Annotated in this window: 26 protein-coding genes and 2 pseudogenes; 24 read left to right on the plus strand and 4 right to left on the minus strand. The window is 66.3% G+C overall.

Translation table 11 applies throughout. The annotated features are described in order from the left end of the window. Nucleotides 1-2: 2 nt before the first annotated feature. The gene (locus OIU81_RS36730) at nucleotides 3-683 is read left to right on the plus strand and encodes a MazG-like family protein (RefSeq protein ID WP_329142820.1); all 681 of its coding nucleotides are present in this window, start codon (nucleotides 3-5) and stop codon (nucleotides 681-683) included. On the opposite strand, the gene OIU81_RS36735 is transcribed toward OIU81_RS36730, so the two are convergent. Then, a complete protein-coding gene (locus tag OIU81_RS36735; protein ID WP_329331954.1) occupies nucleotides 653-922 on the minus strand; it encodes a hypothetical protein in 270 nt (89 codons plus the stop codon). The genes OIU81_RS36730 and OIU81_RS36735 overlap by 31 nt on opposite strands. 212 nt (nucleotides 923-1,134) lie before the next feature. Between OIU81_RS36735 and OIU81_RS42500 the strand changes: the two genes are divergently transcribed. The 16 genes and pseudogenes from OIU81_RS42500 to OIU81_RS36815 all read left to right on the plus strand — a co-directional run bounded on the left by OIU81_RS42500 (nucleotide 1,135) and on the right by OIU81_RS36815 (nucleotide 9,757). Next, on the plus strand, nucleotides 1,135-1,386 hold the full coding sequence (locus OIU81_RS42500) for a hypothetical protein (protein ID WP_443074896.1): 252 nt from the start codon (nucleotides 1,135-1,137) through the stop codon (nucleotides 1,384-1,386). Between the two features lie 2 nt (nucleotides 1,387-1,388). Beyond that, nucleotides 1,389-1,901 carry a hypothetical protein gene (locus tag OIU81_RS36740; protein WP_329142816.1) on the plus strand — a complete coding sequence of 171 codons (513 nt, stop codon included), beginning with the start codon at nucleotides 1,389-1,391 and terminating at the stop codon, nucleotides 1,899-1,901. Beyond that, on the plus strand, nucleotides 1,894-2,160 hold the full coding sequence (locus OIU81_RS36745) for a hypothetical protein (RefSeq protein WP_329142814.1): 267 nt from the start codon (nucleotides 1,894-1,896) through the stop codon (nucleotides 2,158-2,160). The genes OIU81_RS36740 and OIU81_RS36745 overlap by 8 nt, the downstream gene beginning before the upstream one ends. Nucleotides 2,161-2,421: 261 nt before the next feature. Continuing rightward, nucleotides 2,422-3,500, plus strand: a pseudogene (locus tag OIU81_RS42505) (IS630 family transposase). Between the two features lie 36 nt (nucleotides 3,501-3,536). Further along, the gene (locus tag OIU81_RS36760; protein ID WP_329142812.1) at nucleotides 3,537-3,809 is read left to right on the plus strand and encodes a hypothetical protein; all 273 of its coding nucleotides are present in this window, start codon (nucleotides 3,537-3,539) and stop codon (nucleotides 3,807-3,809) included. 72 nt (nucleotides 3,810-3,881) lie between these two features. Beyond that, nucleotides 3,882-4,229 (plus strand): hypothetical protein, encoded by a 348-nt coding sequence (locus OIU81_RS36765; RefSeq protein WP_329142810.1) that lies wholly within the window; start codon nucleotides 3,882-3,884, stop codon nucleotides 4,227-4,229. Nucleotides 4,230-4,319: 90 nt separating this feature from the next. Beyond that, a pseudogene (locus tag OIU81_RS36770) lies at nucleotides 4,320-4,781 on the plus strand (HU family DNA-binding protein); the annotation flags it as partial. Between the two features lie 206 nt (nucleotides 4,782-4,987). Beyond that, nucleotides 4,988-5,164 carry a hypothetical protein gene (locus tag OIU81_RS36775; protein WP_329332037.1) on the plus strand — a complete coding sequence of 59 codons (177 nt, stop codon included), beginning with the start codon at nucleotides 4,988-4,990 and terminating at the stop codon, nucleotides 5,162-5,164. 110 nt (nucleotides 5,165-5,274) lie between these two features. Next, the gene (locus tag OIU81_RS36780; RefSeq protein WP_329142808.1) at nucleotides 5,275-5,469 is read left to right on the plus strand and encodes a hypothetical protein; all 195 of its coding nucleotides are present in this window, start codon (nucleotides 5,275-5,277) and stop codon (nucleotides 5,467-5,469) included. A 24-nt stretch (nucleotides 5,470-5,493) separates the two neighbouring features. Continuing rightward, nucleotides 5,494-6,674 (plus strand): IS3 family transposase gene (locus OIU81_RS36785; RefSeq protein WP_329142686.1). Its coding sequence is split into 2 segments (ribosomal slippage): nucleotides 5,494-5,761 and nucleotides 5,761-6,674, totalling 1,182 coding nucleotides; the frame shifts between segments, so codons are not numbered across the junction. Nucleotides 6,675-6,763: 89 nt separating this feature from the next. Next, nucleotides 6,764-7,102 carry a hypothetical protein gene (locus OIU81_RS36790; protein WP_329142806.1) on the plus strand — a complete coding sequence of 113 codons (339 nt, stop codon included), beginning with the start codon at nucleotides 6,764-6,766 and terminating at the stop codon, nucleotides 7,100-7,102. Then, nucleotides 7,099-7,494 (plus strand): hypothetical protein, encoded by a 396-nt coding sequence (locus tag OIU81_RS36795; RefSeq protein WP_329142804.1) that lies wholly within the window; start codon nucleotides 7,099-7,101, stop codon nucleotides 7,492-7,494. The genes OIU81_RS36790 and OIU81_RS36795 overlap by 4 nt, the downstream gene beginning before the upstream one ends. A gap of 2 nt (nucleotides 7,495-7,496) precedes the next feature. After that, the gene (locus OIU81_RS36800; protein ID WP_329142802.1) at nucleotides 7,497-7,877 is read left to right on the plus strand and encodes a hypothetical protein; all 381 of its coding nucleotides are present in this window, start codon (nucleotides 7,497-7,499) and stop codon (nucleotides 7,875-7,877) included. A 26-nt stretch (nucleotides 7,878-7,903) separates the two neighbouring features. Next, on the plus strand, nucleotides 7,904-8,377 hold the full coding sequence (locus OIU81_RS36805) for a hypothetical protein (RefSeq protein ID WP_329142799.1): 474 nt from the start codon (nucleotides 7,904-7,906) through the stop codon (nucleotides 8,375-8,377). 95 nt (nucleotides 8,378-8,472) lie between these two features. Further along, on the plus strand, nucleotides 8,473-9,099 hold the full coding sequence (locus OIU81_RS36810) for a hypothetical protein (RefSeq protein ID WP_329142797.1): 627 nt from the start codon (nucleotides 8,473-8,475) through the stop codon (nucleotides 9,097-9,099). Further along, complete coding sequence (locus OIU81_RS36815; RefSeq protein WP_329142795.1) at nucleotides 9,080-9,757, plus strand: hypothetical protein; 678 nt, start codon at nucleotides 9,080-9,082, stop codon at nucleotides 9,755-9,757. Before OIU81_RS36810 ends, OIU81_RS36815 begins: the two co-directional genes overlap by 20 nt. A 36-nt stretch (nucleotides 9,758-9,793) precedes the next feature. Here the strand turns inward: OIU81_RS36815 and OIU81_RS36820 are convergent, their stop codons facing one another. Beyond that, nucleotides 9,794-10,255: a helix-turn-helix domain-containing protein gene (locus OIU81_RS36820; RefSeq protein ID WP_329142793.1), complete on the minus strand. Its 462-nt coding sequence runs from the start codon at nucleotides 10,253-10,255 to the stop codon at nucleotides 9,794-9,796. Nucleotides 10,256-11,330: 1,075 nt separating this feature from the next. Here OIU81_RS36820 and OIU81_RS36825 point away from each other — a divergent pair. Beyond that, nucleotides 11,331-13,541, plus strand: coding sequence for an ATP-binding protein (locus OIU81_RS36825; RefSeq protein ID WP_329142791.1), 2,211 nt, complete (start codon nucleotides 11,331-11,333; stop codon nucleotides 13,539-13,541). Here OIU81_RS36825 and OIU81_RS36830 read toward each other — a convergent pair. Beyond that, complete coding sequence (locus OIU81_RS36830) at nucleotides 13,531-14,508, minus strand: nucleoside hydrolase (protein ID WP_329142789.1); 978 nt, start codon at nucleotides 14,506-14,508, stop codon at nucleotides 13,531-13,533. The two genes, OIU81_RS36825 and OIU81_RS36830, sit on opposite strands and share 11 nt — an antisense overlap. Before the next feature lie 511 nt (nucleotides 14,509-15,019). Here OIU81_RS36830 and OIU81_RS36835 point away from each other — a divergent pair. The 3 genes from OIU81_RS36835 to OIU81_RS36845 all read left to right on the plus strand — a co-directional run bounded on the left by OIU81_RS36835 (nucleotide 15,020) and on the right by OIU81_RS36845 (nucleotide 17,302). Further along, on the plus strand, nucleotides 15,020-15,784 hold the full coding sequence (locus OIU81_RS36835; RefSeq protein WP_329331959.1) for an ATP-binding protein: 765 nt from the start codon (nucleotides 15,020-15,022) through the stop codon (nucleotides 15,782-15,784). A gap of 285 nt (nucleotides 15,785-16,069) precedes the next feature. Continuing rightward, nucleotides 16,070-16,588 carry a hypothetical protein gene (locus OIU81_RS36840; RefSeq protein ID WP_329142787.1) on the plus strand — a complete coding sequence of 173 codons (519 nt, stop codon included), beginning with the start codon at nucleotides 16,070-16,072 and terminating at the stop codon, nucleotides 16,586-16,588. Between the two features lie 501 nt (nucleotides 16,589-17,089). Continuing rightward, nucleotides 17,090-17,302, plus strand: coding sequence for a hypothetical protein (locus tag OIU81_RS36845; RefSeq protein WP_329142785.1), 213 nt, complete (start codon nucleotides 17,090-17,092; stop codon nucleotides 17,300-17,302). Nucleotides 17,303-17,407: 105 nt separating this feature from the next. Here OIU81_RS36845 and OIU81_RS36850 read toward each other — a convergent pair whose 3' ends face one another. Further along, entirely contained in the window at nucleotides 17,408-17,878 is a 471-nt protein-coding gene (locus OIU81_RS36850; RefSeq protein WP_329142783.1) for a LysM peptidoglycan-binding domain-containing protein, read from the minus strand. Nucleotides 17,879-18,148: 270 nt separating this feature from the next. On the opposite strand from OIU81_RS36850, the gene OIU81_RS36855 reads away from it, so the two are divergent. From OIU81_RS36855 to OIU81_RS36865, 3 genes are all read left to right on the plus strand, one after another. After that, nucleotides 18,149-19,057: a hypothetical protein gene (locus OIU81_RS36855; RefSeq protein ID WP_329142781.1), complete on the plus strand. Its 909-nt coding sequence runs from the start codon at nucleotides 18,149-18,151 to the stop codon at nucleotides 19,055-19,057. 95 nt (nucleotides 19,058-19,152) lie between these two features. Further along, complete coding sequence (locus tag OIU81_RS36860) at nucleotides 19,153-20,211, plus strand: hypothetical protein (protein ID WP_329142779.1); 1,059 nt, start codon at nucleotides 19,153-19,155, stop codon at nucleotides 20,209-20,211. A gap of 339 nt (nucleotides 20,212-20,550) precedes the next feature. Then, nucleotides 20,551-21,792, plus strand: coding sequence for a MoxR family ATPase (locus OIU81_RS36865; protein WP_329142777.1), 1,242 nt, complete (start codon nucleotides 20,551-20,553; stop codon nucleotides 21,790-21,792). Nucleotides 21,793-21,871 lie beyond the last annotated feature (79 nt).

Here is a 21,871-nt window from a genome sequence, read left to right on the forward strand (position 1 = left end):
GCATGACCACCCGCGATGACCTGATCCGTTATGCGGCCACGGCCCGCACCGTGACCGCCGACGGTCTCGCTCCGTACCTGGACCGTCTCGAAGCCGAAGCCCGAGCCGATGAGCGCGAACGCGTCGCCGACGAGATCCACCGCGCCGACCGGCCCACCTTCGCCGACGGAGAGCGCCCCGACCTTGTCGTCTCCGTCATGCGCAACATCCACGTCCGCATCGCCGAAGACGGATGGTCGGCCCCGTACTGGAAGCCCGAGACGTTCGACCTCCCTGAACCCAGTGCCGACACGGCCAGCATGTGGCAGACCGCCAGCAACGCCGTCGCCTGGCTCAACTCGACCAACGCGGCCAGCGACCATGAGACCGCCATGCGGCTCATGAAGCTGACAGAAGAGGCAGGCGAGGTGATGCAGGCGTACATCGGCCTGCAGGGCCAAAACCCGCGGAAGGGGCAAACGCACACCGCCGACGATGTGGCCGCCGAACTATGCGACGTCATCCTCACCGCCGCGGTCGCCCTCCACCAGTTCACCACCCAGCCAGCCGCCATCCTCGAGCACCACATGCGGCGAGTCGACAAGCGTATGCGCCAGATGGGCAGCGCCACATTCCCGTGCGGCTGCCGAACCGGGCAGGGCTGCACCTGCCCCTACCCCAGTGCCAGCGAGGAGCAGCAGTGACCAAGAAGCCGGCCGTCCCCGCCTTCCTTGTCGACTATCTGGAGCAGCGGGAAGCGCACCGGGCCGAAGCCGTGAACACCATCCTCGCCTCCCTCTCGAAGTGGGAGCAGGCGCTGGTCCATGACGCCGCTGTCATGGGCTACGTCCAGGGCATGCGGCACCCGGAGGGCGAGCCCATCGGCAAGGACCGGCAGACCATTGCCCACGTAGTTCATCGACGAGATCCACCGCTTCTCCAAGGCCCAACAGGACGGCTTGCTCCCCGCCGTCGAGGCAGGACTGATCTCTCTGATCGGCGCGACGACCGAGAACCCGAGCTACAGCGTGAACGCCGCGCTCGTCTCACGCTCCATCCTCGTGGTGCTCCGACCTCTGGAGAGCCGACACATCGTCGCACTCCTGGCGCGGGCACTTCAATGACGCCCCGCAACTCAGCGCGACCGGAATCGGCATCGAGGACGCTGCACTCGGTGCGATCGCCGACCTCTCCAGCGGCGACGTCCGCCAGGCGCTGAACCGTCTGGAGACCGCTGTTGCCACGGCGCAGGCCGTCGGCAAGAGCACCATCGACCGGCAGGTATTGGAGCAGATCACCGGATCCGCGCTGCAGCACTACGACGTCATCTCGGCGTTCATCAAGTCGCTCCGCTCCCGGCCAGTTCGAACCAGCCGGGCTTTTTCATGTTCGGGAACAAGGAGATAGCGATGTCGACGATGTACACCCTGGTCCAGCACTCCGGCGGGCTAGGGTTCGAACAGGCGGTGGGGGAAATTTCGGTCGCCACCAAGAGGGAGCAGGCCCGCATCCAGCGCGCAGGCGGCGTTCTTTTCAAGACGTACAAGGCGGCTTCAGACGCTGCGTTTGCGGAGAACTTCCCGCCTGGTATCGAAGGGATCGTCCCGCAGGCCAGAGGCACCTTCTCTGACAAGCTTGTCAGCGACCTGCGACTCTACATCCCACCCACCGGATTCGACACTCCTGTGGTGAAGGACCCGGTGATGATCCAGGGGTATGAGGTGCAGCTTTGCTATCCCGTGGCGGGCCGTCGATTGATCCTGGCTGAGCTGGACGGCAAGTTCGTCATAGCGACCATCCCGGCCGAAGGCGTTCCGTCGGAGTGGGAACACGGCAACTACCGCTCCGATCCTGGGGCTGCTGCGTCAAGGTACGGCGCTCGGTACGCGGAGCTGACCGGTCTGGGACTGGCAGATGGCTAAGCGCGTCCAGTGGTGTGGCAAAAAGCTGATCGCGGGTGAGGGCGGCATCGGCTGGGAGCGCCAGGAGGACGGCAAGTATCAGGCCGAGCTGTTCGGGGTGACCTACGAGTTGGAGAAGCGTCGTAGGTCCCAGGCTGAACGCGGCGATTCCGGCTGGTACCTGTACAGCACCGGCGCACCGGACGGGAACTTCTTCGGCGACCAACTCGGCCGTGTCATTGGTAGTTTCGTCGCCGCTCTTCAGAAGCAGAGCTCGTGAGGGCGCGACTGTTCACTCACTGGTCCGTCGGTCTGGACTCTTGGGTGAACACCTACAGGTGCGCGGTTGATCGGGGTCCCATCGAGTTCACCTACTACCTGTCGACGGCCGTGGAGACCATTCCCGGGGTGGAGGAGACCGAGACGTGGTTCTACGGCCTGCACACTGGGGCGGCTCGGGTGGTTACTGACTTCGGCTCGTCAGGGTGATCTTTGTGGAAGTCGATGATGTGGCTGGGGTGTTGGTAGTAGTTCGTGGTGTGTGAGGTATGCGGATGGGGGCGGGCTGACCGCGATGGGGCGTCAGCGTCGCGAGACGGTGCGGATGCAGGCGGCCGAGTTGTTCGAGCAGAAGATCAAGCCGCCGGAGGTGGCCCGGCGACTGCGGGTGAGCCGGAAATCGGCTTACCAGTGGCAGCAGCTGTGGCGAGACGGCGGCATGCAGGCCCTGGTCTCGCGTGGGGCGAGCGGGTCACGGTGCCGTCTGTCGCCGCGCTGCCTGGAGAAGCTCGCCGCATATCTGGAGCAGGGTCCGGCCGCGCATGGCTGGGTGGAGGACCAGGTGTGGACCGCGGCGCGGGTGTCCACGCTGATCGGCAGGAAGTTCCATGTCTCATACAGCGTCTCGGGCGCAACGAGGCTGATGCGCCGGCTCGGTTTCAGTCCGCAGGTGCCCGCGCGCCGGGTGGCCGAGCGCGACGAGCAGGCCGTCACCGTGTGGAAGGAGGCGACCTGGGCGGAGGTAAAAGAACGAGGGCGGCCTGCGGGGGTTACATCTGCTTCGAGGACGAGGCGGGTTTCACCCGGCGGCCGCCCCGAGGCCGCACCTGGGGCCGGCGCGGCATCACGCCGGTCGTGACCGTCAGCGGACGCAGGTCGGGACGCCTGTCCGTGGCCGGACTGGTCGCCATGCGGCCCGGCTCGCGCACCCGGCTGTGCCACCGGCTGATCTCCCACCCGGCGGGCAAGGGCAAGCGCCGCAGCATGGACGAACGTGACATCATCGCGCTGATCGACGGCGCCCACCGGCTCGTCAAGGCGCCGATCGTGCTGGTATGGGACCGGCTCAACACCCATGTCTCCCGCAAGATGCGTGAGTTGATCGACCAGCGCGCGTGGCTGACGGTGTTCCTGCTGCCGGCCTACTCGCCCGACCTGAACCCGGTGGAATGGGTGTGGGCACACGTCAAACGCAGCCTGGCCAACCTCGCAGTCATGGCCCTCGACCGCCTGGAGGCGCTCGTTCGCAACCGGCTCAAACGACTCTAATACCGGCCCGCCACCCTCGACGGCTTCATCGCCGGAACCGGCCTGGCCCTCGACATCCCGACGTCACCCTGACAAGCCGAAGTCAGTAACGGCCGGATCGTTGCGCGCATGCTCTGGAGCGTTGACGTTCCCGTAGAGAAGTGGCGAGCCTGGCGCGCCGAGTACGACTGGGGCGTGGCCGTGCAGCCGGGCGTGCGGCGGGATGTCCTGCGGTTCATCGCTCGGCAGCTGTACTCCTCCGGCATGCTCCCGGAGACCGACGCCGTGATGACCGTGACACGGGCCCGGGAGGGCCGCACAGCCCGTTGGCGCACCATCCCGGACCCGATCCGCATATACCGGCCCGAGGACCGCGTGCGCGCCGGGGCACGGTATCTGTAAGCGCGCCTTGGCTCGGATCCCGATGCAGCCCTGCACTGGCTGGCACGGGGCTTCCGCCTGTTCGACGCGGCCGTGATCCGTGAGGATGTCCTCAGCCTCACCCCCGCCGACATCTCCACGTGGCGCAAGCAGGGCGGGCAGGAGTTCTTCGCCGAGAGCAGGCTCCTGTGCCTCTCCATCATGGAGGGCATCCAACTCACCTCGCGCATCGGCGTGATTCCGGCGTCTCAGGTCCCGACCCGCATCGAGGAGATGCGCGATTTCCTCGCCACCCAACTTCCGACGACGTCGGTAGCGCTGGAGACCCAATGCGGCCGTCGGCCCGGGGGCATCGTGCTGCGCACCCACGACCGCGGGCACATCGCCAAGGCGCGGTTGGAGGACTACGAGAAGGCCCTCCGCCGCCGGTCCGGTCGCTGAAAACCAGCCCAGGCTCGTTGATTTTGACGCTCGGGCCCCAAGCGGCATGAGGCCGTCTCCCCCTTCCCACCATCCTTGAAGGAGTTCCAGATGAACAAGGCGCAGCTCGTAGAAGCCATTGCCGACAAGCTCGGTAGCCGTCAGACCGCCGCCGATGCGGTGGACGCGGTACTGGATGCAGTCGTCCGTGCGGTGGTCTCCGGTGACCGCGTATCGGTCACCGGATTCGGTTCGTTCGAGAAGGTCGACCGCCCCGCCCGCTACGCCCGCAACCCGCAGACGGGTGAGCGTGTGTGGGTCAAGAAGACCTCGGTGCCGAGTTTCCGGGCCGGCCAGGGCTTCAAGGACCTGGTGAGCGGTTCGAAGAAGCTCCCCAAGGGCGGCGAGGTCTCCGTCAAGAAGGCTCCCAAGGGCAGCCTGACTGGCGGCGCGGCCATCAAGAAGGCCACGGCGAAGAAGGCCAGGGCGTCCGCCATCAAGAAGCCCAAGGCAGCCACCACCAAGAAGGCCACAGCAGCCCGTTTCAGGAAGGGCGCGGCGACAGCCAAGAAGCCTTCGGTGTAGACCATTTGTCCGGGCGCCCCTTACCCGGGCGATCGTGCACGCGAGCGAGGACGTCGGCGTGGCTGATGTCCTCGCTGCGCTCGGTGGCCGTCACCGCGGCGCAGGCTGTGCAGCTGATCGGCACGCCCGAGGCCCGGATCAACCTTGCCTAAGCGACGGTCGCGATCGCTACCGCACCCAGGAGTCCGGCGATCATCCGCGGTGTCGACCAGGCACTCGAGGATGTGCGGCGAGGCCGCACCGGGGAGGTTCCGGTGCACCTGCGCGACGCGCACTACCCCGGAGCCAAGACCCTCGGCCACGGCCAGGGCTACCTGTATCCGCACGACTTCGAGCACGGAGTCGTCACCCAGCAGTACCTACCTACCTGACCGAGCGCTCGGCAGGCAGTACTACGCGCCGACTGCCAACGGCTTCGAAAAACCATCAACCAACGGCTGAGCGCTATCCGCAGCCTCACGGCGGCCCGGGAGAACAGGCCATGACCTACATCGACGGCCCGCAGGTGCCCGCAATCGGGTCAAGTTCTAGGAGCGGCATGGAACTCATCAACCACCACCAGGTACTTGACTGCGGACACACGCCGGGTGAACTTTTCACATTCCAAGGCCCGGGTGTTTTCACCGACCACGGGCGTTTCCCCTTGAGCGTGGACACCCTGATCATTGGATCGTGATGATCCATAGGACAGGAGTTCCCGTTGGGGACGTCGAAGTACTCGCCTGAGTTCCGGGCCGATGCCGTCGCGCTGTATCACTCGAGCCCGGGTGGGACGTACGCGTCGGTGGCCAAGGACCTGGGCGTCAACCACGAGACGCTCCGCACGTGGGTGCGGGATGCCGAGCAGGCCGCCCGGCCCGGGGCGGTGGAGGCCACCGCGATGGAGAAGGAGAACCGGCAGCTGAGGGCGCGGGTGAAGGAACTCGAGCTCGAGCGGGAGATCCTGCGGAGGGCCGCGAAGTATTTTGCGGCGGAGACCAGTTGGTGAGCAGCCGCTTCCAGTTCGTCGAGGATCACCGTGGCGCCTTCGGCGTCAAGCGGCTGTGCCGGGTACTCGCGGTCTCGCGTTCCGGCTTCTACCGGTGGCTGGCCGGCGCATCCGCGCGGGCCAGCCGGGCGAGGGCGGATGCCGAGCTCGCCGAGCGCATCAACCGGATCCATCAGGAATCGGACGGCACCTATGGGGTTCCGCGCGTCACCGCCGAGCTGAAGGAGGCCGGGAAGCCGGTCAATCACAAGCGGGTCGAGCGCGTCATGCGCAAGTTCCACATCGTCGGGCTGCACCTGCGCAAGAAGGTCCGCACCACCATTCCCGAGCCGTCGGCGACACCGGTGCCGGACCTGCTCCAGCGGGACTTTGCTGCCCCGGTGCCGAACACCAAGTACGTGGGCGACATCACCTATCTCCCGATCGGCAACGGCCAATTCCTTTATCTGGCAACGGTGTTGGACCTGTGCTCGAAACGCCTGACGGGCTGGTCGATCGCCGACCACATGCGGACCTCGCTGGTCACCGACGCGCTCAGGGCCGCAGCGAGGGCCCGCGGCGGGGACGGCCTGCGCGGGGCGATATTTCACAGCGACAACGGGGCGCAATATGTGTCGAAGGAGTTCGCCCAGGTCTGCTCGGAGCTGGGCGTGACCAGATCGCGAGGCACGGTCGGCACAAGTGCGGACAACGCCGCCGCGGAGAGTCTGAACGCGACCATGAAGCGCGAAACGCTCCAGGGCCGCAAGCGGTGGAACGGGGCCAGTGAGGCCCGCCTCGCGGTCTTCCGCTGGGCGACCCGCTACAACACCCGCCGACGGCACTCCCGCCTCGGCCAGATCAGCCCGATCACCTACGAACAGCGATCAACTACGCTGGCCACCGCCGCATGACAACCGGTGTCCACGATCACGGGGAAGGCCCCCACGAGACCGGCGAACGAGTCTGCCGAACGTGTAGCGAGACCCGGCACTACGACCGCGTGCGCAAGCAGTACGCAGAGGTCGAAGCAAAAGCAGCGGCAGAGGGCTGGACATACGAGTACATCGACACCTCGTACGAGGTGTGGTGTCGCAGTAGCGAACTAGTCGGCAAGCTGGTCTGCCGTGCCTACTGGCGCGGCCAGGACGACCCTCATCACGACATCTTCCAGCCCGCGCACATGTACAACTTCGCCTTCAAGCGGCTCAAGGACGTCGTGCCGAATTCTCCGGTGACCGGCTTTGCCCTGGTCTTCGAGGACGGCACTCGCGATCCGCTCTGCTACGACAAGGTGTGCGTGGCAGAGAACTCTCAATTGGAAGGAAGGGAAAACGCGTGAGCAATGAATCGACCACTCGGGAAGTCGAAACCTACACGCGGTATTCGGCGTTCAGCAGCGAAGTGCGACAGATCCGGGAGCCGATCACACACGCCGAGGACACCACAGAGACTCTGGCGGCAGGCAGGATGCTGGTCCGCGTCCGGCCGCACTACCACGTGCCGGACGGTCGAGGTTCGCTCAAGGTGGTCCGGTCGGCGTTCTGTTTCGAGGCATACGTAATCCGCACAAGCGGCGAAGACATGGTGATGGTCGAATTCGTCTGGAAGACCGACAGTGCGCCGTGGCAGACGAAGGGGGTATTTAAGCCGAGCGAGCTGCACCGGGTCCATGAGTGCGAGTGCGCGGCGTGCAAGGGCAAGAACGGCATCGCCGAGTTCGAGGGGGCGTAATCATGGCGACGATCGAGGATTACCGGGACGCGTTTGACCCGGCCCACGTGTTCGAGATTCCAGAAATATACGACGGGGACCCGCCGGCCACGATCTCGGCGCAGCCCATGGGCGGAGGCACACCGGGCCGGAAGTACTCCGGGCGCTGGTTCTACGAGCTCCGGGTCAGCGGCGAGGTCGTCGCGTCCGACAACCGCTTCGAGTCCGGAACCTCGCTCTCCGCCAAGCAGGTCGCCGCCAGCGTACTGCTGCATCTGGTCGACGCAGTCAACGACGACTCCCTGGCCAACTGGTCAGAGGCGGCGATGGAATTCGGCGGGAAGAACGCGGACCGGCTCTCGTTATGGGCTGCCGGAATCGAAGAGGGGGACGACGAATGCTGATGGAAAGCGACGGCAGGGACCTACGGATGCCGATTGGCGTCCTGATTGACAACCGGGGATCGAAGTGGTCGGTGTACGGCGTCCGCCGGGACGAGGCCGGTGAAGTCACAGGGGCGTACATCGAATTCAGTGAGCGTGCCGACGGCGGCGGCCTGTCCGCGAAGAACTGGGGGCTCCAGTCACCGCACTGGACAAAGGGCATCTCCTCGGCCGCCATGCTGAAGCTGTTCTACCGCATCGAATACCGGATGTTCCGGCACGAGCATCCGGACTTCTTCGAGTGCGTCGACTGCTCGTACGTCGCGATCGACAGCGAGTTCGCGGCCGGGCAGTTGGCCCGTGAGTGGCTGGCCGGCAAGGGCTGGCCGGTCGGGTCCTACGAGACCAAGAAGGCACACGGCTACACCGGCGGGGGCGTCACCGTGTGGCGCTTTGAAATCCCCACCGAAGAGGCGCACGAATCCAGCAGTGAGCGCAGTAGGCGACTCGCCTGGTATTGAAAACGGGCCCGGCCGGTCAGGCAACCGAATGCGTGCCCCCCTGCCTCCGCGCCGGGCACTCAGAAAGTCAACTTCGACATCAGGGAGGGAAAGAAGTGTTTGCCGTTGGCGACCTGGTCGGCTTCGATATCGAAACCGACGATGGTTTCACGGAGCGCCATTACGCGACGATCGAGCAGTTTCGGAAGCGGGACGGCAACAACTACCGGCGTAAGCCCACGCAGCCGTACGCCGCATTCCTGGCCCCCGAGCACAGCAGCACCCAGGTTCTGCCGCTGACGAAGCTGACCCAGGCGGTCGACGACTTCGAGATCATCACCGACCACTCCACGATCCACGCGGACGCCCGGGAGTGGAACGACTGGTACTTCAAGTGCCTGCGTTGCGGTGGCTTCACCTATAAGGGCGCCGAGGTTATGGCGATCCACAAGCAGTCCGGGCAGCGCGTGCGCCTGTGCAACGACTGCTACAAGCCCGAAGAGCTGGCTCGGCTCGGCCACCATGTCATGTTCTACGGGCGCGACAGCAGGGAAATCATCGCCGCCTTGACCGCGAACCCGGAACCGCTCGTCGGCCCGGCCAGAGACTCCTACTACGAGAAGTCCGAGGGTGAATCGTACCGGGAGTGGGCCGACGCCTTCCCCTGGCTCGTCCCCGTCCCGGCCGCTGAGCTGTACGAGCAGTGGAAGGGGGAGCGCGACCGTGCGAGTGCTGCCGCGTAGGACGTGCACGACAGGTGGGTGCCGCGCCAGGGCGACCCACATCCTGGAGACCACCGACGACAACCCGATCGCCGACAACGTGCGTCGAGTGCACGACCTTGTGTGCGAAGAGTGCGGCAACAGCTACATGCGCACGAACTGGGTTAAGCGCTGCCGTCCGTATCTGGCCCGGAACGGGGCGATCGTGTCAGTGGCGCCGCCCAGGATCAGGATCCGGGTACAGCACGAGAACGAGCCCGACGCCTACACGATCGAAGACTGGGTGGACAAGGGTGCCGCAGCAATTCGCGCGGGCCGACTGGTCCCCTACGTCATCGACATCATCGACGGCGCCGGCAACATCCTCAACGGCTGCCCCAACCGGCTGGCCGGCCCAGGCTTTGAGGGCACCTATCGGCGGCCGGCCGAAATCCAGGAGGCGTGGCTGGCGTACCACGCCGCCGACCACTGGACGCCCTGTTTCGGCATCCAGTCTGGGGACCTGGTGACCTTCGGCGGAGAAAACCTGCTGGCGGTCAATTACGTCCAGGTCGACCAGGACTACGGCAACATCGGCGCCAACAGCGGTTTCATCCTCTGCCAGCCCATCCGCACGACGACCGTCCGCCTTCGGGTATGGGTCGAAGACCTCACCCGAGTTTTGGAGATCACCGCATGACGTACAGGCTGGTACAGAATGGCCTACGGCAAGCCCTTAGGCAGCTGTATGAACGGTTGTGGTAGCGAGCGGATCGGGCAGTAACGACAGTGGTAGATGGCCCTTGACGATCAGTGCGAAGAGCACGTCATGCGGCCCGCTGCCAGGATCCAAGAGCGACCGGGACTGGGAATGCCCCGCGGCCTCCAGCCGAGCCCGGAGAGTGTCGCGATGTACGTGGTACCGCGCCGCTGTCCGCTGAATACTGCTCTCCTCCGACAGCCTTACAGCCAGCAGATCTACTTGCTCGGCCGAGAGACAGCCGAGCAGACTGCTTGCCCAGCTCTCCACTTCAGGGTCCTGGAGCAATTCGCGCAGCGACCGAACCTTCGGTGAGGCGAGGGTGGCGACGCCGGGACGCGCATCGAGAAGCTGCAAGGCCAGATCCAGGACGGCACGGTCGGCCAAGCCGTCACCGAGGCCGGCTTGTTCGGCTGTGGTCGAGAACCGCTTGGCCACTCCAACCGACCCAGGAGCTTTGCCGCTCTGACTGTCCCCACTGAGGCCGACAACCGTGCGGTTTCCAGCCTCCGCTGGTACTCGGCTTCAGTACCGGCGGCCTCGCGGACTGGGCGCAACAGGCTGGCCGCCCACGCCTTGCCAGTCTCTGCAAGCACGGTGGACAAGGGCGGGCCGCTGTCGTACACGGCCACTCGCAGCCCCTCGGCGCTGGTCCGGACGGTCTCCAGCGCCTTGAGCGCGCCGAGGTATCCCTGTGCGGCCTGGGCCCAGGGCAGAGGTGCGCACACTCCCAGGGTCCGCAACGGAGCCGCGCGCAGTACCGGCTTCAGCAACTCCGCGGTTGCGGCCTCCCCCCCCCGTGGGCTCGGGGCCGGCAGATGATGACGCGCCGGCTGTCGGAGGGCCAGATGATCGTCAGCGCCTCCCAGTCGAGCGCCTGGTCGACCTCCGCGGCCGCGGCGCAACGGTCGTCGCTGGCAGGTACCTCCAGCACGCTGATCTCTCCGTGGAGCGTCGACAGCAACGTGGGGAGAAGCGGTGCTATGAGGCGGCGCGCCTGTTGGAGATCTCCTTGAATCAGGGCGCGGAGGACGGATGCTCGCGATGCGGTCTCTGTGCGTGCCAGCCGTTGCTTTCGAGCACGTAGATCGAGTTGGCCGCTCACGAGGGTGAGTTGCCCTGCGACCAGCGGCACCAGAGACCGCGCCGGGTAGGGCCAGAGGGTTGCCCGTCGCGCGGCCAGGGTGCGGTGAGGAGCTGTGCTGCCCTCATGGACCTGACGCGCCTACGGCATTGACCGCCCGAGATGTGCGCCCTCGGCTACGAACACAACAACTGTGCGGGCCTGTGCGTCAGGGGCGACTCCGGCCACAACCGCCGCATCCCTCCGAACCGTTGCTCCGCACCCCCTCGGCCTGCGCCTGCCCTGGCCGCCTGGCTGAAGCAGCCCTCGGGTACCCGCTCGGCTCCTGGCCAGTCGATCTCGTCACAGATCCATGGCAAGTGATGACACCTAGATCCTCTTCGCGGTAAACAGGACGCACATGTCGATCGAACGGGGCGGGGGACATTGGTGGGTACCGAGTTCGGCGAGCTGCTGAGAGCGCGTAGAAGCGCGGCCGGCTATTCACTCCGCGAGTTCGCTCAAGCGCTCGCCTACAGCCCAGGCTGGATCAGTCGCATCGAGAACGGCAAGGCTGAGCCAACCTTCGACATGGCTCGGCGCTGCGACGAACTCTTGGGCACAGACGGAGAACTGGCTGCTCTCGCCAAGAACGCCAAGCACCCCAACACCCGCCCCCTCCAACTGCCGCCCGCGCCAACCGGATACGTCGTCCAACAGCCCGTCATCGACGCCCTGAACGAGATGTTCGAAGCCGCTGCCAAAACCAGAACGGGCCTGACCGTCGCCATCGACGGTCCAGCGGGGGTCGGGAAGAGCACACTCGCAGTGCACTGGTCCCGCGGGATGGCCGAGCGCTTCCCCGGAGGGGTCCTTTTCACGAACCTGCAGGGCTACTCCGATGCCGATCCCGAACGCCCCGACCACGTCCTCGAACGGTTCCTCACTGCCCTCGGCGTCCCTGCGGAAAGCATCCCCACGGGCCTTGACGAACGTGCTGCAGCCCTGCGGACCATCGCCGACGACCGGCCTATGCTCCTCGTCCTCGACAACGCATCGGATTCCACGCAGGTTCGCCCGCTGCTCCTCGGCACCCCCGGCTCCATCACGCTCGTGACCAGCCGTCGCCGCCTAACGGGCCTCGCTACCACTTCCGGCGCGCAGCGCATCTCCCTCTCACCACTGAGCCCTGCGGAATCTGAGACGCTGCTGCGCGCCATCGTCGGCCCTCGCATCGACGAGGAACCGGACGCCACGACCGTCCTCGCTCGTCAGTGCGCGCACCTCCCCTTGGCTCTGCGCATAGTGGCCGAGCGACTGGCCACCCACACTCACCGTCGAGTCGCGGACGTGGTTGGCGAACTCGGCGAAGCGGCCTTGGACGCACTGGCGGACGCGGAGGACCCGCGGCTGGACATCCGCCCGATCCTGGAGAGCTCGTATCGCGCTCTCCCCTCTGACCAAGCCCAGGTATTCCGCCTCCTCGGCCTTTACCCGGCCGCCCAGGTGAGCGCGCCCGCAGCCGCCGCGCTGCTCGGCTTCTCCACCGTCCGGGCCCGACGCCTCCTTGACGCTCTCGTGTCGGTGCACCTTGTGGAGGAGATCGGACCAGTCCGGTACCAGCGGCATGATCTGCTCCGCGACTACGCGGCGGAACGCTGCGCGGAGACCGACAGCGAGGGCGAGCGCGCCGACGCCGTGCGCCGACTGGCAGCCTGGTACGCACACACCATCGACCGTGCGTGCTGGCGCATGGCCCCACACCGCCCGATCGACCGCCTCGGCCCCCCGCCCGCCGGCGTGACACCGACTGAGTTCGCCACGGCCGCAGGCGCGGAGACCTGGTGTGACGCGGAAGCAGAAACGTTCCTTCCGATAGTCCGTCTCGCGGCCCGGCACCAGTTGCCCGACGCGTGGGAGATTCCCGCGCGACTATGGAACTGGCTACTCCTTCGCAAGCCGTGGGGCGTCTGGATCGACACCCATCAGGCCGGCTTGGACGCCGCCACGGTCGCAGATGACACCGCCAGCCGAGGCTGGGTGGCCATGAATCTCGGCGAGGCGTACCGGCAGTCCGGCGACACCGAGCGGGCCCACGAGCACATTCAGCTCTCCCTGGACCTTCGCCGCGACCTCGGGGACCGGCATGGACAGGCGTGGTCGTCCACGTGCCTCGGGTTCACCGCGAGGGACGAAGACGACCACAGCAGCGCACGCCCCCACTTTGAACAGGCCCTGGCGCTCTTCAAGGAAACCGGGGACAAGCACGGCCAAGCGGTGACGCTGGCCTGCCTGACGGAGGTCTACGCACAACTCGGTGAATTCCACCAGGTCCAAGAGGTGTTCGACGCAAGCCTGGCCTTGACACGTGAGATGGGAGACCTGTACGCCGAGGGGGAACTGTGGGCGCGCCGCGCCGCCGCTCACCTCCAGGACGAGGGCCGAGCCGAGGCCGTCGCGTGCCTGGACCGGGCTCTTGAGTGCCGACGTGCGGCCGCTGACGCGTGGGGGATCGCCGAGGGGCTGGAGCAGCGAGGCGACGCGCTCGCCGAGCTGGGGAGGACGAGCGAGGCCCGGCAGTCGTGGGGAGAAGCCTGCGAAGCATTTGACGGCCTCTCCGAGTTGCGAGCAACCCGCCTGCGCGACCGTCTCACGAGTTGATGAGGGCCCGGCGCACCCGGTCCATGGCGGTGGCTGCATCAGCGGTGGTCGCGATCCGGACCGGGCGCCGGCCGTCGGTGATACTCGACATCTCCGGCGGGAACCCCACCCGGCCGTCGATCAGCGTTGCTCCCCGGCAATGGCCGACAAGCTCGACGAGAACCCGGTGCTCCTCATAGGTGGCCAGCGTGGAGTCGATCATGAGAGCCGCTGCGAGGGGATCGTGCATTACGCAGCCCTTGCGTCCGTTCAGCTGCGAGTAGATGCCCACGTAGGTGTCCAGCACCTGGGTGGCGAAACGGGCGGCCGGGGTGTCGTGCGACGCGATCTCCTCCAGCCACTCGGTATCCACCCACGCCGACTCGGTGACGTCCATCGGCACCATCCGCATGTCGAAACCAGCGCGCATGACCTCCTCGCCCGCCTCGGGGTCGTGCCACGTGTTGGCGTCCGCCCAAGCACTGGTGTTGCCGGGCACCCGTATCGCCCCCCCCATGTAGACGATCTCCCGCACCAGTTGCGGCAGGGCGGGTTCGAGACGGAGCGCCAACGCGATGTTCGTCAGGGGGGCGAGCGACAGCACGGTGAGTTCGCCGGCATGCGTACGTGCCAGCCGCACCAGTTGCTCGGCCGCGGACTCGGCGCTGGGCGCGCGTCCGGACGGCGGGCCGGCGTGGCCGCCGAGTCCGTCGGTGCCGTGGACGACTTCGGAGGTGTGGAGCGGCTGTTGCAGGGGAACGGGGTGGCCGACAGCGACGGGCACGTCCGTGAGCCCGGCCACGTCGAGGATGCGCAACGCGTTCGCGGCGGCCTGCTGGGTCGGGACGTTCCCGTGGATCGCGCCCACGCCGACGATCTCGATGTCCGTCTGTGCGGCCAGGTAGAGGATCGCCCAGGCGTCGTCCACGCCTGGGTCGGTGTCGATGATGACGGGGCGGGTTCCGGATATAACGGTGCTGGATGTCACATGGTCTCCTCGAAGGTAGAGCCACGATTCTGCTCGGCGACGGAACCGGACACCAGTGTTGCTCGAATTGAGCAACAGGTAAACGGTGGCGGCCGGCAGCGCGGTGTCGGAAGGTTACTCCTACCTCAACGTCCGCATCTGTCACTCGTCACACAGATCGATCGACCACGGACCGCACAGACCCCTGCTTCAGCGCCATGGTGTTGGCTGCACCTTCACTACTGCCGGACGGGGGGCGCCTCCCTTTCTCACGGGGAGAGGGAGGGTGCGGGACACGGGCTGGCTTGCCATTGCACAAGCTCGTTTGGGAGGCACTGGGAGACGGGGGCGTGTACCAGGGGCGTGAGCAGAACGGGGGAGACCATGACGAGCACGGGGGAGGAGCCATGGTGGAGCAGGGAGAGGGCCGTGAACTGGCATCTTGTCGCTACCTGGCAGGCACGCAGGGGATACGGCAATCCCCTTGACAATTCCTCAACTTCACCATCGGCGAAGTTGAGGGAAGTCTCTGGTGGGCGTGATGGACACCGCCCTGCGCGAGTCGCTGAAGGCACAGCGGCTGTCGGGGATGCTGGAGACCTTGGACGCCCGCCTGGCCCAGGCCCACGGCGGAGAGTTCGGGCACCTCGACTTCCTCCAGGCCCTCTGCCAGGACAAGATCACCTGTCGCGAGACCGTCGCCTTGCAACGACGCCTGAAGCGAGCAAAGTTCGAGCCGCAGGTCACCTTGGAGGAGTTCGACTTCACCGCTTCCTCGAAACCGCCTGCTGCCCAGATCTGCGACCTGGGCGCCCTGCGCTGGCTGCACGCTGGCGAGTCCGTAATTTTGTTCGGTACCGTCGGGGTCGGCGAGACGCGTATCGCCCAAGCTCTCGGCGACCTCGCCGTCTGCCAGGGCGCCCACGTCCGCTTCGTCAAGATCAGCCGGATCCTCGCGGACCTGGCCGGCGACCACGCAGACCGCACCTGGAACATCCGCAAACTGGTACGGCCCGACGTCCTCATCTTCGACGACTTCGCGATGCGCCAGCTGACCGCACCACAAGCCGACTTATACGAGCTGGTCAGCAAGCGACAGGGCCGGTCACCGATCATCACCAGCAACCGGGGGCCCAGCGACTGGTACCCCCTCTTCCCCAACCCCGTCGTCGCCAAGTCACTCCTGGATCGGCTCCTCAACACCAGCCACCAGGTCATCATGAACGGTCCCAGCTACCGGCCGAACAAGCGACCCAAGAACCCCACGGACGAGCCGGGCAAACCTTCAGTCAAATGACCCCGGAGGGAACAGACGCGAGGTGGGGGAGTTACGCGAACTTCCAGCGGGGACTATCGCGTTGCAACTTCGCCTCACACACCTGCACAGGTTGCGCGGCGCAGCCAGAGCATCTCCTCCCCTGGCGAGCGGCGCGCGTCAGGAGCGAGGCGGACTCCCGGCAGCTGCTCCTGCCGCGCTGCAGTGAAGAACGGCTGAGGCTCGCTGCCTTGAGGCGTGTTTCGTAGCCGATACGCCCCCTGGCATCGCAAACCTCCCTGATCTTGCATATGAAGGAGCGCACCGATGATCCACCCCCACCCAGAAGCGTCCAACTCTGACGAGTTCAAAGGCTTCAACGAAGCCCGGCGCATCATGTGGTGCCATGAGGCTCGTACCCGCGTGTACGAGCGGTTCGAGCAGACGAGCTTCATCGGTGACACGAACGTTGCAGCGGTCCACGTCGACAACACCAACAGGGCAGACCGTGTGTTCCTCGTGGCATTCGACAAGGCCGGCCAGCAGGTCGGCGTCGACACGCTCTACATCGACGAGCCGAATCAACACCTGGACATCGCACCCGAGTTCGACCACGACTTCACCGGCATGAACGTCGTGCCGGACTCTCAGCTTGACCAGGCCATCTCTCGCGAGAACGGATGGGTCGTCAACCTGAAGGTACTGCGCGAGTACGACTCCTTAGCCGATCGCCGGGCCACGCAGCGCGCGGTGTTCCTGGCGCATCTGCAGGACATGATGAAGAACGGTGACGTCCGTGGATTCCTGTTTGGCCGGGGTGAGTCCGATGACACCGATGCGGCGTGAGAGACCACGACCTCGTACCTCAGACGACCCCGCCGGCAGCCTGGCCGACGGGGTCGTCTGATCTCTGACGCTGTTACAGTGCTGCATTTTCGCTCGCAGTAGGGGAGGGGATCAGCGCAGCTGATCCGGGTGTCGAACCCAGGCCGAGTGCTTTGCGGGGAGACATGCCGTGGACCGGCTCACGCCGGTCCCGGGTGACGCCTCGCGGTGAGCCCTACGAGGCCACGCAGTTCGCCTTCGACACCTTCGACTTCCAGGAGCAGCAACCATGAGCGAACCGCTGAGCATGGAGGACCTCACGGTCAAGTTCCACAGGAACGCGCCGGTGTCTACCGCGGCGAGACCACGATCTGGCAGGCCCCTGAGGGAAGTCTCTACCGCGTCGTCCAGCGTCTGGACCCGGCCGAGTTCGAGATCGCGACCCTCGTCCCCACCGGGTGGATCACGCTTCTGACCCCCGACCTCAAGCAGCGACTGGGTGGCAGCGCCCAGGACCGAAGCATGACCGCCTCCACCAATTCCGGGCTCACGCTGGACGACGTCCTCGATCTGAGCGCAGCGCTCGATCTCGCCGATGCGAAGATCGAGCTGCTCAGCGAGTACAAGCTCGAATACCCGCAGGACTACGCTCCGGATGGCATCCGGTCCATGAACGACGAGGTCGAGCAGCTGCACCAGCTGCGCGCGCGACTGATGGACCTGCAGGCCCGCTGAGAAGCGGAGTCCTCCGCCAGAGAAGACGACGACGCCCTGACCGCCTCGTGGCGGTCAGGGCGTCGAATCAGGCTCGGTACGCGGCGGTGCCGCCCTGCCGGGTCGTCACACCGGCGGGATGAGCAGCGAGGCCCCCGCGTAGATGAGATCCGGATTCTGGATCTTGTTCGTCTCGACCAGGATGCCGATCGGCACCCCCGTCGTCCCTGAGATCGCGGTGAGCGTATCGCCTGGCTTGATGGTGTATGGCTTCGCCTTCGGCGCGGGCTTCGCCTCGGCCGGTGCACCCGATCCGTTGGGTTTGTCCTCGTCGCCGCGACCCGGCGTCGGATCCTGACTTGCCCCGTTCTCGTCCTGCTTCCCCGTGCCGCCCTCGCTCGGCTGCTGGGCGCTGCCGCCTCCGGCGTTCTTCTCGCCGGGATTCCACGGTGCCTCGACCGGGGCGTGATTGCCCTGCAGCGCCTGGATGATGCCGCTGTCGGACGTCGCGAGCTGCGTCAGGCCCCATCCGGCGAAGAGCGCTGCTCCGCCCACCATGACGCTGGCGGCGATGACGGGTCCGTTGCCGAAGCCCATCGGGCCGGCGTGACTCCCGGCAGCTGCTCTCGTCTGCGCCGACGGCTTCAACGCCGTCCCCACTGGCCTCTGAATCGTAGCCGCCATCCCTGTCCCAACTCCTCTTTGAATAGCGCGCACAGTCATTCGCGTCCGGCATTGACATTCTACTCATAGCCGAACTGAAGTTGATAGAATAAGGGATTGGATGGCAGCCCGAATCCTGTCCGATAGCCCCCCAGTGGACCCCCGAACCACCGACCGCCAGACCGAACGAAGGAACGCACCACCATGGCCAACTACTCCATCTCCGCCAGCCAGATCACCGAGGGCAAGAACGTCTTCATCCGCGGGAAGCTCGGCTTCGCCGTACTCGCCCGCCTCATTGAGGGCGCGGAGCTCGTCGCCAGCGACCAGCGCAAGACGAAGAACGGCTTGAACCCCGTCGGTAAGCCGCACACCACTGCGACGATCATTCACGCCGAGGTCCAGTTCGCCGATCCGAACAACCCCACTCTCGAAGAGCAGTTCGTCTCCGAGCGCCGCTACGACTCCCCGAAGCGGTCCGAAACCGGACCCAACTACTCCATCGACTCCAAGGGCAGCACCCTGCCGGTCATCGCGATCCCTTCTCCGAAGGGCGACGGCACCTACGACCAGGACGAGTCCGGCCGGGAGCTCGCGCAGGGCCTCGACGTCACGCTCGTGCTGCGCACCTACAAGCCGAAGAACTTCAACAACCGCGGCCTGGCCCTCGAACAGGTGATCGTTCACGAGACGCCGCGCTACTACAATGCCGGCGGCATCGATCAGGCGGAGCTGGCTGCGCGTGGCATCGTGCTCAACGGCACGCCGCGCCCCGTTCAGGCCACTCCTGCCAGTGCTGCCCCTGCCGCCGCCGTCCCGGTGGCGACCGAGGTAGAGGACGGCCTGTCCTTCCCGGCCCCGCAGCCGGCGTCCGCACCTGTGGCCGTGGCCGCGCAGTCTCCGGTTCAGACCGCCCCGGCGACCGACGCTGTTGCTCCCGCTCCAGCTCCGGCTCCTGTCCAGCAGGACACCCTGGAGGAGAAGCTCGCGCGTCTTGAGGCCGAGAACGCCTCCCTCAAGGACGCCGGTTCGGCGGTGGGCTCGCCCGTGGCCACCGGCCTCTGGAACGGCTCCGGCCCGGCCCAGCAGGCGGGGATCACCTACCAGGGCTGATCCACGCTGACCATCGATGAGACCCCCGTACTCGCATCCGTGCAGTACGGGGGTCCTGTCTTTCTCTTCCCCTCCTGACGCCTCCGATCGAAAGCATGCGTCCCACGATGACTCCAGCCGACCCCCATGCCTGGTTCCCGCAGTTCTACGGCAACCCCGCGATCCGCACTCTCGCCAGTGCCTGTCGGTGGACCATCTCCGGACAGATCGGGGAAGAGACCCCCGACGATCCCACCAAGCCGCCGAAGCGCAAGGCCCCGATCGACGTACGGCACCTGCTCGCCGGCTGCACCTCCAGCTGCAAGCACGCTGGCCCACTACGCGGAGCCTTCGCCCTGGACGAGACCTGCCTGCTCACCCTCGATGAACTCACCGCGGCGATACCGAACGCTGCGAACACCGCCTTCTACCTCCAAGCCCAGACTGACGGGCTGCTCGTCCTCGACATCGAGGCCGACTGCCCGCCAGGTGTGGCCACAGACCTGCTGCGGCTGCCGAGAATCCTCTACTCGGAGCTGTCGATGTCCGGCCAGGGCTTCCATCTCGTCATGCCGCTGCCGAAGAACTTCCACGACTTCCCCGTAGCCGCCTGCAAGCGCGTCCTGCGTGAGGAACACGGCTGGTACGAGCTGCTCCTGGACCACTGGTCGACCTTCACCCGCGAGCCGGTGCCCGATCGCATCGTCGCTCACGTCAACGCAGCAACTACCGCGCCGGCCTTCGCCTCCATAGAGGGCCTCTACGCGCAGCTGGCCGTGAACGCCAGCGAGAGCTCCGGTGCTTCAGCATCAGCTGTCGACACCGCCGAGGACATGCCCGACATCCCGTACTCGCAGGCGATCGTCGAGCAGACCCTGACCAGTGCACGCCATCAGCTCCGGGATCCCGGAGACTTCAACCACGACATGTCCCGCTGGGAGTTCTCCGTTCTTGCCTCGCTCTACGGCTGGATGCGGACGCAACTGCGCGCCTACAGCGCCCTCGGCGTCGAGTACTCGACAGGCGACACCGCGTGGTTGCTCTACAAGGCGGCGGTCGATGTCATCCCTGCGCGCCCCAAGCACAGCGAGCGGCGCAACGGCCGGCCCTTCCTCCTTGACCGGGCGGCTGCGCTCGTGGCCGACCGCGAGGCCCGTTCCTCGTCGACCAACTGACCGACGCTCTGTGCCCGTTCCTGCTGCTGCTTCAGCTCCTGGTTCATCTGCTGCCTCCGGCAGCGGGTGGGGTGGGTGACGGGTGCTGCGGCGGGGCCGAGCACAGGTGGGGGACAGTGCTGGATCGCGCGGAGCGCGATCGGGCGGCGATGCGCAGCGGGGCTCCATCGCCACCCACGGCGGGAGTGCAGGTCTCCGCCAGGCTCCGACGGCGCGGCCCGCGCCACAGGACCGTTCACGGCCTATGCAGCCTCGGCGACGCCGAGAGCGGCAGCGCCGTCCTCCGACATCTCTTGCCTTTCTCTCTCTTCCTCGCCCACGCACAGAAAAGACGTCGACATGAAGTTCAACGACACCCTGACGACCCTCATCAAGCAGTCCCTTGAGGTCGGCGCGACGCCCGCTCTCATGGGCGAACCCGGCATCGGCAAGTCCAGCTTCGTCGAGGACCTGGCCTACTCCATGGGCACGCAGGCTTTCACGCTGCCGTGCAACCAGCTCGCCGACAAGGCCGACCTCACCGGTGCGCGCCTGGCGCCGTACACCAAGCACGACGGTACTCAGAGCTACAAGCAGGTCTTCTACCCGCACCAGGTGATCCAGGAGTGCATCGACTACGCCGAGAAGAACCCGCGTGAGTGGCCGATCCTCTTCCTCGACGAGATCAACCGCACCACCTCTGACGTCACCTCCGGCGCGCTGACCCTGGTCACGCTGCGCCGCATGGGCTACGTCGAGCTGCCCAAGAACGTCCGCATCGTCGTGGCCGGCAACGACAAGGGCAACGTCACCTCGCTCGACGAGGCGAGCCTGTCCCGCTTCGCGATCTTCCACGTCGAGCCCGACGCCGCCACCCTCATGTCTGTCCTCGGCGACAACATGAACCCCTGGGTGAAAGCGGTGCTCACGCAGTACCCCGCGCTGATCTTCCAGAAGTCGACGCCCGAGGCCATCGTCGCCGACGGCCAGGACGACGATGACAGCGGCAACGTCACGATGGCCGATCTGTTCGACGGCGGCGAGGAGATGAACCAGCTCACCACGCCGCGCACGATCGACAACCTGTCGAAGTGGCTCAACGCGGCGGATCCGCAGCAGCTGGCGCAGTACCTGGCCACCCCGATCCAGATCGGCGACCGCGAGACCTCGCTGCTGAACGAGGCCATCGAGGCCTACGTCGGGGACACCATGTTCACCACGCAGCTCGTGGCCACCATCTCCCAGGACCTGGCGAACAACGCCGGCGGCGTGCAGCAAAACCGGGTGAACGTCCCGAAGCCGAACTGCTACCAGAGCCTGAAGGCAGCAGCGACCGTGACCGACATGGCCGCGCTCGTCGCGACGCTGACCGACAACGAGAAGTCCGGATCGCTGCTGTACGCGCTCAAGGAGAGCGAGGACAACGCGCGCCTCATCGAGCAGCTGGCCCAGGCCGCCACCCAGATCGGGCCGGAGTACACCCGCACGCTCATCCAGATGGTGACCAGCCAGCAGATCGACCGCCAGAACCTGGAGGCCTTCATGGAGATCGACGCTCCGATCGTCAACCAGGCCAAGCCGGTCCTCTCGGCCTTCCTCTGATCGATCGATCACCGGTGGTGGGGACTGCTGCGGTGCAGCCCTTGCTGCAACTCCCCACCACCGGCGGCGCTCTGCCGCT

Source organism: Streptomyces sp. NBC_01454 (assembly GCF_036227565.1).
Lineage (GTDB): Bacteria > Actinomycetota > Actinomycetes > Streptomycetales > Streptomycetaceae > Streptomyces.